Source organism: Butyrivibrio sp. AE3009 (assembly GCF_000420845.1).
GTDB lineage: Bacteria > Bacillota > Clostridia > Lachnospirales > Lachnospiraceae > Butyrivibrio.
In genome coordinates, this window is sequence record NZ_ATVS01000001.1 from 126,891 (window position 1) to 142,950 (window position 16,060).

A 16,060-nucleotide genomic window follows, 5' to 3' on the forward strand; every position below is an offset into this window, starting at 1 on the left:
AGCTCTCCTAATTTTTAATCGAGTATTCCCCACTTTCATCAATTGCCAGTGTCATATCTGCTGTCATAGAATCATTAAGGCAGATGCGGACATTGGCCATATCACTGTAATCTACGAATTCCGTAGCCTTCTCAAGGCTGTTGCCACTCTTGGCCTTCCTGTCAATAAGTCTGTTCCTGAGGAACTCTTCGCCTGCAGTGATCATGATCGTATAGTCAGCAAATTCTTTGAGTTTTCTCCAGCCATCTTCATCAAGAAGAAGATAGTTTCCTTCAAGAATCACTATATCTCCGGTAACCATTATGGCGTCCTCCACCGGATTGTGAAGGTGCCTGTCATAGGATGGCCAGCCGCAGTTTTCTCCTGCGGCAACTGTTTTTACTGCTTCAGTCAGCTTATCAATATCGAAGGTCACCGGGGCTCCTTTTATCTCCACCATCTTAATGGTCTTACCATCACGTTCTGTGGTGTGGGACAGTAGATACTCCTGTCTTCTGTGGAATCCATCCATACCAATGGCTTGTACATTACACAGTTCATCCCGCTCCTTAGACAGTTCCTCCAGAAAGCTGCAGAGAGTGCTTTTACCTGCACCGGGAGGTGCTGCCAGCATAACTAAGACCCTTGAGCCTTTTTCTTTCTGCAATGCAGTAAGGTGTTCAAGTAGAGGCAAAAATATGTTATTTATTGATTCTTGGCTGTAGGTCGCTCTGACATCGATGCCGTTTATGTTCTTATCAAATATTCTGTCCATGTTTTAATTACTTTCTGCTTCATTATTTTCTGCTTTTTCAAAGGACACAGTGATCCTTGTTCCAATGCCCTGTCTTGAAAGGACCTCCACGGTTCCTTTGTGGGCGTCTATGATCCATTTTGCAATGGATAGCCCCAGACCCGAGCCGCCGGTGGATGAATTTCTGGCCTTGTCGGATCTGTAGAAGCGCTCAAATATGTGGCTCAGTTCTTCACCTGCAATACCAATACCTTCGTCCTGGACTATATAAACAACCCTGTCATCAGCCTTTTTAACAGTAAGCTTGATGGTATCGCCCTTGGCGGAATACTTGGCTGCATTCTGGACAAATATTCGTATGGACTGTTTGATCATGGCAAGGTCGCCGCTTATGCAGCAGCCCTCATTTTCCTCAATATCGTACTTGTGATCGGGGTCTATCATGGAAGATTCTTCCCACACTTCCCTCATCACCAGGGACAGATCAAACTTCTCCATAGACAGCTTCTGACGCCCATTATCTCCTCTTGCAAGAAACAATAGCTGATCTATGAGCTCCTTCATATTCTCGGACTCATTCTTGATGGCAGCGATGGATTCCTCCAGAACAGCGGGATCATCCTTGCCCCAGCGGTCCAGCATATTGGCATAGCCCTGGATAACCTGTATGGGAGTTCGAAGCTCATGGGAAGCGTCGTCAACAAACCTTGCCTGCTGCATCCTCGCTTCCTGCATCCTGTAAAGCAGGCTGTTAAGAGCAGCTTCTATGCTGGCAAGATCCTCATCTCCCGTAGAGATCCTGGCTCCGTTCTTATCAGCCGGGACCTTCAAAATAGCTTCTTCCAGTTCCTCGAACTTAGTAGTATCAAGGGGTACCTCACTTATGGCCTCTGCCTGCATTGCCAGCTCGTTAAGGGGCTTAAGTTTGCGTCTGATCCTGCCGGTATGGGTAAGGGAAAAAAGAAGATTCAGAAGCTGATAGGCTATAACAGCAGTCAGGACTACTCCTGTAAAATAGACATATTCCTTCATAGGAAAGCTATAGGTTCCAATATCAGTAAAAAGATTGAGAACAACGTCCCTGTAGCTCTCACCGCTTATGGTAAAACTCCTGACATATTCATCCTCCGGAATGGTCTTAAAGCTGTTGTAACCAAATAGTCCAAAAGAAACCAGAAGTATAAGAAGATCCAAAGTAAAAAAAGCTTTCAGTTTGTTAAACCAGAAAGCTGTATTTATACCTCTTGCAATGGATGAAGTTCGTTTGCTTATATTGTTATTCATAGGCTGCCTTCTTTTATAACATATCCGACACCTCTGACTGTCTGGATAAGGCTGATGCCGTATTTGTCATCAATTTTGGTGCGAAGATGTCTGATATAAACATCTACCACATTGGTTTCACCGTCATAATCATAGCCCCAGATCTCGTTTATAAGACGCTCTCTGTCAAGGACTATGTTGCAATTCTCCATAAGGATCCTGAGAAGTTCAAACTCATAGTTGGTAAGTTCCACCGGGTTGCCGTCTGCGGTGACTTCATGTCTGTCCATATCCAGAGTCACATTGTTAATAGACAGCTTCCTGGTGGCTACCTGTGAGCCCGCGCCCTTTCTTTTGAGAGCTACACGGATCCTTGCCAGCAGCTCTTCGATAGCAAAGGGTTTGGTAATATAGTCGTCTGCTCCGGCATCAAGGCCCGATACCTTATCCATGACCGCATCTCTTGCAGTCACAAGGATAACAGGAGTATCCTTCTGAGCTCTTATTCTCCTAAGAACCTCAAAACCATTGATGCCCGGCAGCATTACGTCTAAGAGTATCAGATCATAATCGTTTGAAAGCGCCAGTTCCAGACCGCCTCTGCCCTCATCAGCCTTATCGACGATATAGCCCTCATGCTTAAGTTCAAGTTCCTCAAAACGTGCCAGCTGCGCTTCATCTTCTACGATCAATATTTTACTCATTAGTTCTCTTCATCATCCTTTTTATTAAATTCGTTTTTGATATTCTCAGCGGTCTGAGATGCCTTGTCGCAAACATCGTTAGCGTCAACGACCACCTTGTCATCCCCTATAAAATTATAGGTAAATCCAAAGAACAGACCTATAATCAGCAGTGGAAGTGTTACCCAGAAGAATCCAAGAAGAAGTATTACAAGTACAAGAACCGGAACAGCTGCGAGCTTCTGACCGTCCTTATTTACACAGAACTGAATCTCAATGCTCTTCTCAAACAGCATCTTGATGAAGCTTCCAAGTTTCCTGCAGCCTTCCTTGAAACCATTACTGTTGCAGTCCTTCTCATACTGCTTCTGTGCGATCTCGAACTTCTTGACATTCTCCATGTCCTTACTTGCTCCGGCTGTATAAGTGCCTTCATTAGGAGCAGTAACCTTGCCCTGACGCTCCAGCTCGATCATTGCATCCAGAATGTCGTAATTGCACTCTTCCAGAACCTTTTTGGCATCCTCATAGGATACGCCTGTCTTCTCTCTGAGCTTTTCAACCTTTTCAAAATTTTCCATTTCATTTACCTTCCTTTCAGATAATCATTTGTTGTTTGGTTCATTTGATATCTGAAATGATACACAGCCTAGATTAATATAAGATTTTTGAAAGATTAAAATCAGATTAAAATCGCATTAATGATCGGCTTTTATTCTCTGTAGCGGTATTCTGTCGAAAGCTTATTCTTTGTTCTGGATTTGATCTTGCTGCCTGTGGGCTCAATCTTTGGTGTTACCATGGCACGGAAATTGGTTTTGTACAGGCTTTTTCCCAGAACAAGCTCATACAGAGCCTGAAGGTCCGGCAGTGTAAAGGTATCTCCCACCATGTTAAAAGCAAGATCCGTGTGCTCGAAGGAGGCTCTGAGCTTAAGAAAAGACTCAACTATGATCTCTATGTGGTCAAAAGCCAGCTCGTCCTTGGTAACAGGAGTTGCGACCCAGTTCTCATAGGAAAGTTTGCCGTTTTTGAAGGTGGTATTGGTTATGTCATAGCATATGCTTACACCTTCATCACTGTTTTCCAGCTTAATGCAGGAATCCTCGATTCTGATATCGAACCATACTGCCTTGGATAAAGCAATCTTCACAGGAACAAGGGCAAGATAAGCGATACTCATTACCCAGGTCCTGGGGTCTCTGCCGGGTTTGGTAAAAGTATATATCTGATCAAGATATACATCCTCAAGACCGGTCTCCTCCTTGAGCTTTCTGGCTGCTGCCTGGTAGGCGGTCTCATCCTTCATGATAAATCCGCCGGGCAGAGCATAGCAGTCAAGGTATGGGTGTTCTTCTCTTTTTACAAGAAGGACCTTGAGGCCGCTGAAGCTCTCATTTACGCTCAGCACCAGAATGTCCGTGGTTACCGAGGGCTTATCATATATGGCATCAGTATATTGTTTAAGGAACTCTTTTTCCGTAAGGTTGTTTGAGTCTCTCTTAGCAGGCATATGTGTCTCCCTTTACAGTGCGTACTGGATCAAAAGTCTAAGAACATTCTCGGCTCCGTCCCTGTGGCTCCTCTCATAGCCGTGAGAAGCATAGACACCTGCGCCGATAAGTCCATGCTTTAAGTCTACACCTGATCTTAAGGTTGCTTCAACATCGCTTCCGTAGTGAGGATAGATGTCAACTGCGTAATCAGTGCCGCTCTCTTTGGCTGCAGCGATAAGTCCCTGAACTACGGGGTAGCTGTAAGGGCCTCCGCTATCCTTGGCACAGATGGAAACCTGCTTCTCTGTGCAGGTAAGGCCGTCGCCAACACATCCCATGTCCACAGAAATAGCCTCAGTGCACCCTTCCGGAACGCAGCCGGAGCCGCCGTGACCAACTTCTTCAAAAACAGTGATATGAGCATACAGCGCTCTCTTAGGAGTAATCTTCTTTTCCTTGATATATTTGGCAAGGCCAAGAAGGATGCCTACGCTGAGCTTGTCATCAAGGAATCTGGACTTGATATAGCCTTTTTCCGTCACTCTTACATTGGGTTCAAAGCATACGATATCTCCAACGGAGATTCCAAGCTTCTCTGTGTCCTTCCTGTTCTTAACATCCTCATCCAGAACTACTTCGCAGTTCTCCCAGGTTCTCTTGGTCTCATCATATTTGCCGTTAACATGGATAGAAGCGTTATTGAGCTGGAAGGTTCCCTCGTAGATACCGTCAAACTTGGTCACAACCCTTACGTTCTCAGTCTCTGCATTGTTGGGGTTCATACCTCCGAGATTGGTGAGCTGAAGCCTTCCGTTCTCCTTGATTGTTGCCACCATTCCGCCGAGAGTATCAGTGTGGGCCTCAAGTAACAGTCCGTTCTTCTTGTCCTTACCGGTGAGGTCAACAATGACGCCGCCTTTATTTGTAATAGTTGCCTTAAAGCCAAGCTTCTCGAACTCTTTCTTAACCCAGGCAGCAGCTTCCTCTGTATAGCCTGTAGGGGAATCGATGTTTAAGAGCTCTGTGGTCTCTTTTACGATAAAATCTGTGTATTTCTTAAGTGTAAGTTTCTTCATAATGTCACCGCCTTTATATTTTCTTTTTTATAAAAAGTCATATCTCTTGATCTCGCAGTTCTTAATACCGCAGGAGGAGAATTCTTCATTGGTCATCTCTCTGAAATAGGACTCAACCATTCGGGTAATGCCGTTATGGGCCACCAGGATCACCTCCCTGTCCCCGACCTTGATGTCGTCTATCAGGTTGTAGATTCTCTGGGCCAGCTGCAGCATGGATTCACCGGTGCCGAAGCGGCTGGCCATATCCTTTTTGGCCTCATGAAACTCCGCGCCGTCCCTGGGCGTTGACTCATATCTGCCAAAGTTTTGCTCAATAAGCCTTGGCTCCACCACCATAGGGATTCCCGTGATCTCGGAAATGTGCCTTGCAGTCTCCCTGGCCCTTACAAGGGGAGATGTGAGGATGACGTCTGCGGTTATGCCCAGTTCAAGGATCTTCCTGCCGGTTTCCTCGGCCTGCTTATGTCCCAATTCCGTAAGTTCTATGTCCGTGGCTCCGCATATCTTGTTCTCAACGTTCCAGACCGTCTCTCCGTGTCTGATAAAATAAAAATGATCCATGTAAAAATGACTTCCTTCTTCCTTGATTACTATAGTAATAAAATACATCCTTGTCCATTTTACCATTAAAATGCAAAAAAGCCACAGTACTCCTTTAGGAGCACTGCGGCTTCAAGTTCATATTTATTTATAGGATCAGATCAATATCCGAACTCCTGTGCCCAATACCAGCTTCCGTCACCTGTCTGGCAAATTGCGATACCAACTGTCTTGTAGCCGGCATCCATAATGTTGGCTGCATGAGTAGGTGAATTCATCCATGCTGTATATACACTGTCAGCTGACTGATAGAGCTTGGCAAGATTCTCTCCGTACTGAACATTGCTGTCTACAGTCCAGAATGCTGAACCATTGGGTCTTGTGTGTGAGAATGACTGTGTGATCTCATTGGCACGAACCTGAGCTGCATTAGTGAGAGCCTGGCTCCATGCAAGAGCGGGAAGTCCCTGAGCTGCTCTCTGCTGATTCATAAGGTTGAATACAGCTGTGCAGGCATCGGTTGCTGCCTGGCTGGATGTTGTAGTACCTGCAAGGGCGATGGCCTCATCATCGATGTAGATCTCGCCTACTCCCTCATCAAGTCCTCTTACAGCAGCCTGATCGTCAATCATCGCATCCTCATTAACTGCTCCGCAGGCGATAGTTGCAAATCCCAATACTGCGGCAAGTGCAATTGCATAAACCTTTTTTAACTTTTTCATAGTACAATCTCCTAATATCAAAACTAACGGAATACTCGATAATTTTGCCCCATATTCCTACCTAAATATTACCTTACCCCCATAGTCCAAACAATATAATAGAGATAACTTTTTTATGAAAATGAGTTAATTATTTCAAAGTATGTGTATACTTTTTGAAATTTTATTATTAAGTTAAGCTTAGTATAACAAGATGTAGTATACTAATCAGAGGTGACAACCATTATACGTTTTCGTATCACAGAATTTATTTGCTCAACAAAGGAGAAATGTATGAAAAAATTATTGTCCAAAATCCACAACGAAGGATTTCGATGGAACGACATCATTATCTTTCCGTTTTTGATGTCATATGTACTGATCTTGCTGGGACAGCTGATTGGAATTTTGCTGTTCTATATGATTTTCGGTAATCCCCACGATTACGATGGTCTTACATCAACCTTTTCAATGTATCTTCCCTTCCTTGGCATATGGTGTGTTGTGCTTCTCTACTTATTGTTCAAGCGAAACAGACCTATCTACAAGGCTCTGTGGACCCGTCCCAAGGGAAATACATTCCTTATGTTTGTGTACGGTCTTCTTATCGGAGGCGGTCTCAATGGTCTTTGCGCATTAGCTGCCTGGCTTCACAAGGATATTTTCCTCTACTACGATTCCTTCAAGCCATTGCCTCTTTTCCTTATCCTGGTGACGGTTCTTATCCAGTCCTCAGCGGAGGAGCTTATCTGCAGAGGTTTCCTGTATCAGAGACTTCGAAGAAGCTTTAAGAATCCCCTTGTTGCGATTATCGGCAACTCAGTTTTCTTCGGACTTATTCACCTTGGAAACGACGGCGTTGGCCCTCTTGCAATCCTGGATATATGTCTTTCCGGCCTTCTGTTCTCACTGATGGTTTATTACTTTGACAGTATCTGGTGCGCCTTCGCTGCCCACACAGCCTGGAATTACATGCAGAACATCATTCTGGGTCTTCCCAACAGCGGACTGGTATCCACTTTCTCCATTTTCAAGCTGGATGCCGCCACAGCTATGGACAGTGCCTTCTACAATGTAGCCTTCGGTGTTGAGGGAACTGTTTTCTCAGTAATTGAGCTGGCCATTGCCTGCCTTGTAATGTTCCTTATCGGAAGAAGACGCCAGCAAAGAGATACCCAGATCTGGCCAAAGCCTGTTGTTGCACCTGAAATGCCGCAGCAGGAAGCTGTTCCATATACTCAGCAGCAGTATAATAACATTCCAAACGATCAGAACAATCAATCCAACCAGAATAATCAATAATGCAAATTAGTTATACAGAGTACGAAAACATCATATTTCACATTGACGTCAACTCGGCTTTCCTCTCCTGGTCAGCTCTTAAAAAGCTGCAGGAGGAGCCGGGAAGCGTTGATCTGCGCACCATTCCTTCCGCCGTCGGAGGGGACGTCAAGTCCCGCCATGGTATCATCACCGCCAAATCCATTCCTGCCAAAAAATACGGAATCGTCACAGGTGAACCTGTGGTCAAGGCTCTTCAGAAGTGCCCCAAGCTGGTACTGGTTGAGTCTGATTTTGCTACCTACAAGATGTATTCACGGGCCTTTATCGAGATCCTTCACAAGTACTCTCCTGTTATCGAGCAGGTCTCCGTAGATGAGGCCTATGTAGATATGACAGGAACCTACAGCCTGTACAAGGATCTGGAGACTCCGGACTGTCCTTTTCCAATCTGTGTGGCCCATAGGATCAAGGATGAAGTCAGGGATACCCTTGGCTTTACTGTTAATGTTGGAATATCCTGTAACAAACTTCTGGCAAAGATGGCCAGTGATTTTCAAAAGCCCGATAAGATCCACACTCTTTTCCCTGAGGAAATCCCGGATAAAATGTGGCCTCTTCCCATAGGTGACCTCTACGGCTGTGGCAAACAGACCGCGCAAAGGCTTATGGGCCTGGGCATCCGCACCATAGGCGATGCTGCACATGCTGATACCGAGATGCTGCTGTCAATCCTTGGTGAGAATGCGGGAAGCTACATCTATGCCAGCGCCAACGGCTACGGTTCCACCAACGTCTCCGGTTCCTACGACGATGCCAAGAGCTACTCCAACGAGACAACACTTTCTTCAGACCTTAATTCAGACAGCTACGACAAGGACATTATTCCTGTTCTTAAATATCTGTCAGGGAAGGTTTCGGAGAGACTTAAAAAAGACCATGTATACGGCCGTACTGTCACTGTTTCGGTCAAGACAGGTAACTTCAAGCGCCACTCAGCTCAGATGCAGCTGGATAATTCTATAGATGATGCCAAGGCTATCTTTGACTGCGCTAAGGCACTGTCGGACAAACTGCTTCTTGGAACCTTTGGACTATTTGCAAAAGGAGAAGTAATAAGACTTGTGGGCGTTGGAGTAACCAAGCTTGATGACGGCTCCTACAGACAGATGAGCCTTTTTGACATGATGGAGGAAAAAAGTGATAATGCGCCCTCCATTGATACCGAGAAGATGAAAAAGCTTGATGCCATGACCGAAAAACTCACCGGCGCTTACGGAAAAGGCATTATAAAAAAAGCAAGCTCCCTTAAGCCAAAGGGCTCAAAGGAGCAATAATCCCGCCATATCTTCAGGGAGAGGTGCTTCAAACTTAAGACTCTCTCCGGATAATGGTTGTTTAAATTCTAAATGGGCCGCATGAAGTGCGGCTCTTTTCATGCCATGGTGATCTCGAATTTCTTTCCCATACAGAGAATCTCCAAGAAGGGGATGACCTATGTACTGCATATGGACCCTTATCTGATGGGTTCTGCCGGTATCGAGGTGAAGCCGAACCAGCGCATAGTCCTCAAACTGCTGCTCCACAAGGTAGTGAGTTATGGCTTCTTTCCCATCCTCTCTGACCTGGCGGATCATCCGGTCACCGGGAAGTCGTTCTATCGGAGCATTTACGGTTCCCTCTTTTTTCTCAAATACACCTGAGCACAGGGCCAGATACTCTTTTCTCCTGGACATATTTCTTGTCTGGTCTGATAAAAGAGCGGCGCTGTGTCTGTTCTTGGCAAATATAATGAGGCCCGAAGTCTCACGGTCAAGGCGCCCTATCACGCGAATAACGTGCTGCTGCCCTGTTCTGTTATAATACCCGGCAAGCCTGTTGCTGAGGGAGTCCGTGAAATGAGCATAGGACGGGTGAACAACCATGTCTCCCGGCTTATTAACCAGGATCAGGTCCTCATCCTCATAGACCACCTCTATAGGCGCATCTGAGGGGACTATCTCTGAGGCATTGTCATTATCTTCGTATATCTTGATCCGAAGGACATCTCCTTCATAAACCTTATCTATTGCTCTTGCGGGAGCAAAGTCGCCATAATCCTTGTCCTTAGGCATTTCAGGAAGAAAGGTTGTATCTTTCTTTGGATGGACTTCAGACTCTTTTATCAGGATTCCATCCTCAAACTGTTTACATCTTGCTTCTTCTCTTGCGGAGATATTAAGTACCTTACGCAGAAGCTCATGGATGGTCATTCCTGATTCTGCAGAAGTTACGGCATATTCTATTTCTCTGAAACTATCTGACACTACTATTATTTCTTCTTTCCGATTCAATTATTACTGCCAAAAAAATCAGCAATTACCTTTAGAAGCTCATCCTGCCCGATGGTCTTTTGCAAAAATCCAATGCAGTTAAGCTCATTGCTGTCCGAGACTCCGGCCAGATCTGTCCTGCCCGTAAGGAAAAATACCGGAATATCTCTGGTACTCTCATTATCATGAAGCATCTTGAGAACCTGCGGGCCGCTGACATCGGGCATCTCAAAGTCAAGAAGGATAAGATCCGCCGTATTATTCTCAAACCACTTAAAAGCCTGCTGCCCGGAGCATGCCATGGAAACCTTGTATTTTACCTTAAGCCACTGCCTGACAAGCCCCATGTAGTTGGTATCGTCGTCTATGATAAGAACAGATTTCCTTGTCTCACCGGTCGTATCCCTGTTAAAAAACTCGGTTACCACCTGAATATATTCGTCATTATCCAGAGGTCTGTCAAAGACCTTGTATACTCTGTCTTTTGGAAGCTGTGAAAGCACCGGCGATGTATCCGCAGCCTCTCCAACCAGTATAAGCTGTTTATTACCTTCTTCAAGCTTTTTTGCAAGGAATCTGATAAGTGCCTCGTCTATCACTTCGCCGGACTCCATGTAATAAGTCAGAATGCCGCACTTATCCCACTTAGCTGTGATATCTGCTTTGCTTGCAGGGACATACCCGGCTTCTATCCCACTGCTTTCCCCGCTACCTTGAATTTTCTTTACCAATACTTTGATGAAAAAGGATTCCTTGGAACCTATCATCATTACGCATTTTGGTATCATACTTCCCCTCCGAAGAACATTTTGAGAACAAATCTATTATAGCATTGTTATGTGTAGGCTATCTTATCTAAATATTCTCTTCGGCAGAAAATTTCTTTTCTTTTTTGGGAACACTATATATGGTATAATGATGTTACAAGTCATATAAATATAGGGGGATCTACGCATGAAGAAGATCTATGTTTTGGACACCAACGTTTTGATTCAGGCACCCCATGCATTGAAGTGCTTTGAGGATAACGAGGTCGTTCTTCCGCTGGTAGTATTGGAGGAGCTCGATGCCCACAAGAGAGATGAGGGCGAGCGAGGCGCCAACGTCAGGGAGGCGATCAGGATCTTGGAACAGCTCAGGGGTTCAGGGGACCTTATCAAAGGGGTCAAAATGGACAACGGTGGCTTTCTGCGGGTTGAAAAGAATTTCAAGGATGTGGAACTTCCCAAGGACTTGTCAGAATATAAGTCTGACAATCGCATACTTAAGGTCTGCAAGGGCCTTACAGATTCAAGCAAAAATAAGGTGATCCTTGTTACCAAGGACATACTTATGCGTATCAAAGCCGGTATTCTCGGCGTCAAATCAGAGGATTTTACAACACAACAGGTAGCAGACAGAACGGATCAGTACAGCGGTCGAATCGACGTGTACGCTCCCGAGGATATCTTCAAGGATTTCAAGAAAAAAGGAATTCCTGTGGATAAGGTATACTGCTGCGATGAGAACGGCAAGCAGTACACTCCCGAACTGTTTGAGAACGAGTTCGTAGTGGTAAGAGCCGACCAATCCACCAACAAAACCCAGATGGGAAGGGTCTGTGGCAGCGTCATCAAAAAGCTCGAATATGAAAAAGCCCAGCCCTATGGCGTCAAGCCAAGAAACGCCGGCCAGTACTTCCTTCAGGAAGCTCTTATGCAGCCTGCGGATGTGGCTCCTCTCGTTATCGTCAAAGGTATGGCAGGAACAGCCAAGACCTTCTACTCTCTTGCCGTGGGCCTTGAAAAAATGATCAATCGCCCCACCGGTGAGTACAGAAGAATCCTGGTGTGCAGACCCAATTCACAGTTTGATGATGACATCGGATTTTTGCCCGGTGATGAGCAGGAAAAGATCTCTCCTCTCATGAGACCCATCATCGACAACCTTGAGCAGCTCATCGACTCCAATGAGGAGGAGCGCTACAAGGATGAAAAAGAGCTTCAGGGCAAGACCGATGAAGTCTTTGAAAGAGGCATCGTTCAGTGCGAAGCCCTTAACTTCATCCGAGGCCGCTCTATTCTTAAGACCTATCTTATTATCGATGAAGCACAGAACATGACACCTACTCAGGCCAAGGGTATCATCACCAGAGCAGGCAAAGATACCAAGATCATTCTTCTTGGCGATCCTAATCAGATAGACAGACCATTCCTTGATGACAGAACCAACGGTCTTTCCTATGCCTGTGAGCATATGAAGGGAAGCCCTCTGGCCTGGCAGATCTCATTGTCAGCTTCCGAGTGCGAACGAAGCAGACTGGCGATGGATGCTATTGAGAGAATGAGGGATAAAAAAGACTTTTAAGTGAAGTCCGGAATTAGCCGATACCGGTGTCAGATGACAGAGGGACGGTTGTGAGTAGGTGGGGACGGTTCTTTGTGACTCGCTTCGTGAGTCACAAAGAACCGTCCCCACCTACTCGCAACCGTCCCTGCTATCATCCGGGCATTATTAACTTGCCAAATCTTTCTTGATATATGCAATATAAGTTGCAACAGTAACCGCTACTATCACTACAATGGCCACTGGGATGCTGTACTTAGGTGCGTCCATCCCTGCGAATATTTCCGACGCATTTGCATAGGAAAACGGTCCTATAAACAGATAATCCTTCATATCCGGAATAACTCTTCCCATAATGTCATATACATATACAACAAGCGACATTCCAAGTGCCAGGCCCATTCGGTTCTTACTTGATGTTGCGGATATCAGATATGCTATAGCTGCAACTTCCACATTCATAAGAAGCATGCTTCCAAGGAACCTGGTGAGTTCCGATATCGGCACTTCTTCTCCCAGACAGACAAATCCAAGCGCATAAAGTACAGCACAGATAACGGTAAATAAGATCAGATTAACAAGAATGGTAATCCCTTTGGCAGTTATAACCTTGCCTCTTGATACCGGCAGGGAAAAAAGGAACTCTCCCGTATGTCCGTCTTCCTCCTTGGATAGCATTGAGGATGCAAAAAATGCTGCGAACATCACGCTTCCAAGACCGTGTACGGTACCGACTTCCGTTGCGAAAAACCCGCCGATAGTTGCTATGCTTAAGGTGCTCATTCCAAAAGCATCGGAAAAGGCTCCCATCTGAGAGAAGCTATCTGCCATTTCCATCACATCGCCTTCCATACTTGTGTACATCATAATACAGATAAACCCAAGTCCTCCCACAGTCAGCGCCCAGATCAGAAGGCTCTTCAGATTTAGCCTAAATTCCTGCCCTATTATCGCTCTCATTTCGTCTCCTCCTGTCCTTCATAGAAATGCATGAACATGTCCTCCAGAGAAGGCTCCTCAATAGTCAGGTTCTCCACATGCTGTCCGCCCAGCTCTCTGATAAGGTCATTTATATCACCGTTATACATATATTCCTTTGTCTCTCCATCTGCTGTCACTTTCACGTTTTTCGCAGATGTGGCTATAAGGTTCTCAACGGTGTCCGTCTTAATAAGGTGCCCCTCCCTCATTATTGCAGCCCTGTCGCAGTATCTGCGCACCTCAGGAAGCACATGTGTGGACAGCATGCAAGTTGTCCCCTGCTCCACATACTCTTTTATCAGTTCAAAAAAAGTATTCTGCATCAGAGGGTCAAGACCGCTGGTGGGCTCATCAAAAACGAAGAGCTTGGGCCTGTGCTGCATCGCGCAAACTATAGACACCTTCTTTCTGTTGCCAAGGGACAGCTCCTTTATCTTCTTGGAGGTATCAACCTGAAGCCTTTCGCAGAGCTTTGCCGCCTCCTCTCTGCAGTCCACTTTCCGCACATCCGCAGCATATTTTATGACCTCAGACACCTTCATAGTGGGGTAAAAAAGCGCCTCAGAGGGCATATATCCCACATCCCGAAGGATCCTCTCGTGGTCCTTGACGCTGTCCATTCCAAGGATATTTATCGATCCCGAATTGAAATTCAAAAACCCCAGCATGGATCTGATTGTAGTGGACTTTCCCGCTCCGTTTGGCCCTATGAATCCAAAGATTTCACCCTCATGAACCTCGAAAGACACGTCGGATACGCCACGCTTTTTTCCGTAGGTCTTGGTAAGATTCCTAATACTTATTACGTTTTCCATAGCACTCCTTTCCGGCAACCATCCCATCGACTCATCTTATATTTTCATCTTAGGACACAAAAAAAGCGGGAACAATACAAGTTCCCGCAAGCAGCACTTATTCGCCCCTATCCTGCACTTTTTTGTGCTCTGTCTTAAAGAGGGCCAGGTCTTCATTTAGTTTTTTATCATCAATATTTCTCTTGGTCTTGTAGATCAGAATAACACATACGTAGGTCACGATCAGGTACGCCGCAAATCCCAGCGTCACGTAAATATTCTTGTCAAACCAGCTAAACAGATATGACAGAAGGCTGTAGATAAAGGTGCATATCACAGTTCCCGCCACTTCCCGGGCTCCGACGCTGTCCGCCTCATCGAAATTCCAGAGAAGGTATACCTGGGCATAACCGATGAAATAGCAGGTGAAGATCATCTCCGCCATATGAATAATGCTGGCTTCCAGGCTTCCCAAGGCAATTCTGTACATGCTGTAGAAAAAGAGAATTGCAAAAAAGTAAAGACATGCCTTGAATTCAATTCCGATTTCCTTGGTAAGATATCTCTCCCAAAGCGATACTTTCCTATTGTCCTTCTTCATGCGTTCACCCCCTTAAGAATCCTTCTAAACTCAGAAGCATAGGTTCTTGATATCAGAATATGCTCGCCGCCCTCCATGGTGGCGTCAATGCGGTTGGAGGACATGCTCCTTAGTCTCTCCACCTTTTCGATGTTGATGATCATGGACTTGCTGCACCTGAAGAACTTCACATCATTGAGCGTATCAAGCAGTCCCGCCAGGGTTCCTTCAAGCCTTACCACTTCCTTTTTGGTGTAGGCAAAAATCTTATCGTCCACGGATTCCACATACAGGATGTCGGAAGGATTAATGGATATAGTCTCCCCATCCTGCCTACCGTAGAGCTTGTCGCCGCCCCCTCTTATGGCATCAAGTATGGTACGAATTCTCTTATTTTCTTCTTTGTACCTTAGTATGACCTCATCCTCTCCCGATGAAATCCTCTGAATATCAACCCTCAACTCATTCTCCCCTTATCGCCAAGCCACTTAACTGATTTCCTAAGTGCCTCTATTGTCTTTGTTTCCAGTACGCATCTGGCATTTCTGCTCTCTGCCAGGGACAATCTGTCCTGCAGATCTATCTCTCCATCTCCAAGCGCCAAGTGATTCTTTGGAGGATTCTCTGAGCCGTCGTGGATATGGAAATGTACCAGGCGGTCTCTATGCTCAAGAATGTAAGGAACATCCTTCTCTCCGATTGCCTTGGAATGGCCTATGTCCCAGGTAAGTCCGAACTTGGGGCTCTCAAGAAGGTATTCAATGGATTTTTTCTCATAATCTCTAAATCCATCTGTGTTCTCAACTACAACAAGAATATCATCCTCTCCAATCCACTCGCTGACTAGCGTTCTGAAGGTAGCAAAGGACTTCATATAAGTATCAAAATCTCTGTCGTACATCTGAACCTTTTTATCAGGAAGGGTTATGTATATTCCATGATGCATGTGCATATTCAGAGTAAGAGGCTGCGTGCTATCGCCGTATTTATCCCTAAGCGGAAGGAGCTTCTTCATTACAGCGATGCTCCTTTGCACAGTCTCAAGATAAGCTCCTGTCACAAGGCTGTTGAAATCAGCGATATTAAGATTCTCATCCAAGTGAATGGTAAAATAGATTCCTGCCTCATCGGCAAGCTTAAGGAGCCTGTCAGTATTTTCCAGCTGCTCCACCTGATATTCCGGGAAGTTCATGTTAAGCTCAATGAACTTAAGCCCCAACTCTTTGCACAGCGAAATATTATCTTCAAGTGTCTTATTTTCTATAAGTGTCGGCATTCCAAACTGTAGCATA

General features: G+C 45.5%; 18 protein-coding genes. 3 read left to right on the plus strand and 15 right to left on the minus strand.

The genetic code is table 11. From position 1 onward, the window contains the following. Nucleotides 1-7 precede the first annotated feature (7 nt). The 8 genes from G588_RS0100500 to G588_RS18575 all read right to left on the minus strand — a co-directional run bounded on the left by G588_RS0100500 (nucleotide 8) and on the right by G588_RS18575 (nucleotide 6,516). The gene (locus G588_RS0100500; RefSeq protein WP_022776795.1) at nucleotides 8-754 is read right to left on the minus strand and encodes a nucleoside/nucleotide kinase family protein; all 747 of its coding nucleotides are present in this window, start codon (nucleotides 752-754) and stop codon (nucleotides 8-10) included. Nucleotides 755-757: 3 nt separating this feature from the next. After that, entirely contained in the window at nucleotides 758-2,017 is a 1,260-nt protein-coding gene (locus G588_RS18565) for a sensor histidine kinase (protein WP_022776796.1), read from the minus strand. Beyond that, a complete protein-coding gene (locus G588_RS0100510) occupies nucleotides 2,014-2,700 on the minus strand; it encodes a response regulator transcription factor (RefSeq protein WP_022776797.1) in 687 nt (228 codons plus the stop codon). The genes G588_RS18565 and G588_RS0100510 overlap by 4 nt, the downstream gene beginning before the upstream one ends. Beyond that, complete coding sequence (locus G588_RS0100515) at nucleotides 2,700-3,260, minus strand: hypothetical protein (protein ID WP_022776798.1); 561 nt, start codon at nucleotides 3,258-3,260, stop codon at nucleotides 2,700-2,702. The genes G588_RS0100510 and G588_RS0100515 overlap by 1 nt, the downstream gene beginning before the upstream one ends. Nucleotides 3,261-3,391: 131 nt before the next feature. Continuing rightward, nucleotides 3,392-4,192 (minus strand): NUDIX domain-containing protein, encoded by an 801-nt coding sequence (locus G588_RS18570; protein WP_022776799.1) that lies wholly within the window; start codon nucleotides 4,190-4,192, stop codon nucleotides 3,392-3,394. Between the two features lie 12 nt (nucleotides 4,193-4,204). After that, on the minus strand, nucleotides 4,205-5,251 hold the full coding sequence (locus tag G588_RS0100525) for a M42 family metallopeptidase (RefSeq protein WP_022776800.1): 1,047 nt from the start codon (nucleotides 5,249-5,251) through the stop codon (nucleotides 4,205-4,207). A gap of 27 nt (nucleotides 5,252-5,278) precedes the next feature. Further along, on the minus strand, nucleotides 5,279-5,815 hold the full coding sequence (locus G588_RS0100530) for a histidine phosphatase family protein (protein ID WP_026668486.1): 537 nt from the start codon (nucleotides 5,813-5,815) through the stop codon (nucleotides 5,279-5,281). Nucleotides 5,816-5,955: 140 nt separating this feature from the next. Beyond that, on the minus strand, nucleotides 5,956-6,516 hold the full coding sequence (locus tag G588_RS18575; RefSeq protein ID WP_022776802.1) for a CAP domain-containing protein: 561 nt from the start codon (nucleotides 6,514-6,516) through the stop codon (nucleotides 5,956-5,958). 273 nt (nucleotides 6,517-6,789) lie between these two features. Here G588_RS18575 and G588_RS18580 point away from each other — a divergent pair, with 273 nt between their 5' ends. After that, the gene (locus tag G588_RS18580; RefSeq protein ID WP_022776803.1) at nucleotides 6,790-7,797 is read left to right on the plus strand and encodes a CPBP family intramembrane glutamic endopeptidase; all 1,008 of its coding nucleotides are present in this window, start codon (nucleotides 6,790-6,792) and stop codon (nucleotides 7,795-7,797) included. Next, on the plus strand, nucleotides 7,797-9,113 hold the full coding sequence (locus G588_RS0100545; protein WP_022776804.1) for a DNA polymerase Y family protein: 1,317 nt from the start codon (nucleotides 7,797-7,799) through the stop codon (nucleotides 9,111-9,113). Before G588_RS18580 ends, G588_RS0100545 begins: the two co-directional genes overlap by 1 nt. Here the strand turns inward: G588_RS0100545 and G588_RS0100550 are convergent. After that, complete coding sequence (locus tag G588_RS0100550; protein WP_051139885.1) at nucleotides 9,099-10,082, minus strand: RluA family pseudouridine synthase; 984 nt, start codon at nucleotides 10,080-10,082, stop codon at nucleotides 9,099-9,101. The two genes, G588_RS0100545 and G588_RS0100550, sit on opposite strands and share 15 nt — an antisense overlap. A gap of 23 nt (nucleotides 10,083-10,105) precedes the next feature. Continuing rightward, complete coding sequence (locus G588_RS21095; RefSeq protein WP_022776806.1) at nucleotides 10,106-10,876, minus strand: response regulator; 771 nt, start codon at nucleotides 10,874-10,876, stop codon at nucleotides 10,106-10,108. A 166-nt stretch (nucleotides 10,877-11,042) separates the two neighbouring features. On the opposite strand from G588_RS21095, the gene G588_RS0100560 reads away from it, so the two are divergent. Further along, nucleotides 11,043-12,434 carry a PhoH family protein gene (locus G588_RS0100560; protein WP_022776807.1) on the plus strand — a complete coding sequence of 464 codons (1,392 nt, stop codon included), beginning with the start codon at nucleotides 11,043-11,045 and terminating at the stop codon, nucleotides 12,432-12,434. Nucleotides 12,435-12,581: 147 nt separating this feature from the next. Here G588_RS0100560 and G588_RS0100565 read toward each other — a convergent pair whose 3' ends face one another. From G588_RS0100565 to G588_RS0100585, 5 genes are all read right to left on the minus strand, one after another. Beyond that, entirely contained in the window at nucleotides 12,582-13,373 is a 792-nt protein-coding gene (locus G588_RS0100565; protein WP_022776808.1) for an ABC transporter permease subunit, read from the minus strand. Next, nucleotides 13,370-14,209: an ABC transporter ATP-binding protein gene (locus tag G588_RS0100570; protein ID WP_022776809.1), complete on the minus strand. Its 840-nt coding sequence runs from the start codon at nucleotides 14,207-14,209 to the stop codon at nucleotides 13,370-13,372. The genes G588_RS0100565 and G588_RS0100570 overlap by 4 nt, the downstream gene beginning before the upstream one ends. A gap of 97 nt (nucleotides 14,210-14,306) precedes the next feature. Then, nucleotides 14,307-14,789: a DUF3021 family protein gene (locus tag G588_RS0100575; RefSeq protein ID WP_022776810.1), complete on the minus strand. Its 483-nt coding sequence runs from the start codon at nucleotides 14,787-14,789 to the stop codon at nucleotides 14,307-14,309. Further along, nucleotides 14,786-15,229, minus strand: a complete 444-nt coding sequence (locus G588_RS0100580; protein ID WP_022776811.1) for a LytTR family DNA-binding domain-containing protein — start codon at nucleotides 15,227-15,229, stop codon at nucleotides 14,786-14,788. The genes G588_RS0100575 and G588_RS0100580 overlap by 4 nt, the downstream gene beginning before the upstream one ends. Continuing rightward, nucleotides 15,226-16,059, minus strand: coding sequence for a sugar phosphate isomerase/epimerase family protein (locus tag G588_RS0100585; RefSeq protein ID WP_022776812.1), 834 nt, complete (start codon nucleotides 16,057-16,059; stop codon nucleotides 15,226-15,228). Before G588_RS0100585 ends, G588_RS0100580 begins: the two co-directional genes overlap by 4 nt. Between the last annotated feature and the right edge of the window lies 1 nt (nucleotide 16,060).

What these genes read in the sequence shown, in the direction of transcription:
- G588_RS0100500 (WP_022776795.1), bottom strand. Translation starts at nt 754, where the DNA reads ATGGACAGAATATTTGATAAGAACATAAACGGCATCGATGTCAGAGCG.
- G588_RS21095 (WP_022776806.1), bottom strand. Translation starts at nt 10,876, where the DNA reads ATGATACCAAAATGCGTAATGATGATAGGTTCCAAGGAATCCTTTTTC.
- G588_RS0100575 (WP_022776810.1), bottom strand. Translation starts at nt 14,789, where the DNA reads ATGAAGAAGGACAATAGGAAAGTATCGCTTTGGGAGAGATATCTTACC.
- G588_RS0100570 (WP_022776809.1), bottom strand. Translation starts at nt 14,209, where the DNA reads ATGGAAAACGTAATAAGTATTAGGAATCTTACCAAGACCTACGGAAAA.
- G588_RS18575 (WP_022776802.1), bottom strand. Translation starts at nt 6,516, where the DNA reads ATGAAAAAGTTAAAAAAGGTTTATGCAATTGCACTTGCCGCAGTATTG.
- G588_RS0100545 (WP_022776804.1), top strand. Translation starts at nt 7,797, where the DNA reads ATGCAAATTAGTTATACAGAGTACGAAAACATCATATTTCACATTGAC.
- G588_RS0100585 (WP_022776812.1), bottom strand. Translation starts at nt 16,059, where the DNA reads ATGCTACAGTTTGGAATGCCGACACTTATAGAAAATAAGACACTTGAA.
- G588_RS18570 (WP_022776799.1), bottom strand. Translation starts at nt 4,192, where the DNA reads ATGCCTGCTAAGAGAGACTCAAACAACCTTACGGAAAAAGAGTTCCTT.
- G588_RS0100515 (WP_022776798.1), bottom strand. Translation starts at nt 3,260, where the DNA reads ATGGAAAATTTTGAAAAGGTTGAAAAGCTCAGAGAGAAGACAGGCGTA.
- G588_RS0100560 (WP_022776807.1), top strand. Translation starts at nt 11,043, where the DNA reads ATGAAGAAGATCTATGTTTTGGACACCAACGTTTTGATTCAGGCACCC.
- G588_RS0100525 (WP_022776800.1), bottom strand. Translation starts at nt 5,251, where the DNA reads ATGAAGAAACTTACACTTAAGAAATACACAGATTTTATCGTAAAAGAG.
- G588_RS0100565 (WP_022776808.1), bottom strand. Translation starts at nt 13,373, where the DNA reads ATGAGAGCGATAATAGGGCAGGAATTTAGGCTAAATCTGAAGAGCCTT.
- G588_RS18565 (WP_022776796.1), bottom strand. Translation starts at nt 2,017, where the DNA reads ATGAATAACAATATAAGCAAACGAACTTCATCCATTGCAAGAGGTATA.
- G588_RS0100510 (WP_022776797.1), bottom strand. Translation starts at nt 2,700, where the DNA reads ATGAGTAAAATATTGATCGTAGAAGATGAAGCGCAGCTGGCACGTTTT.
- G588_RS18580 (WP_022776803.1), top strand. Translation starts at nt 6,790, where the DNA reads ATGAAAAAATTATTGTCCAAAATCCACAACGAAGGATTTCGATGGAAC.
- G588_RS0100530 (WP_026668486.1), bottom strand. Translation starts at nt 5,815, where the DNA reads ATGGATCATTTTTATTTTATCAGACACGGAGAGACGGTCTGGAACGTT.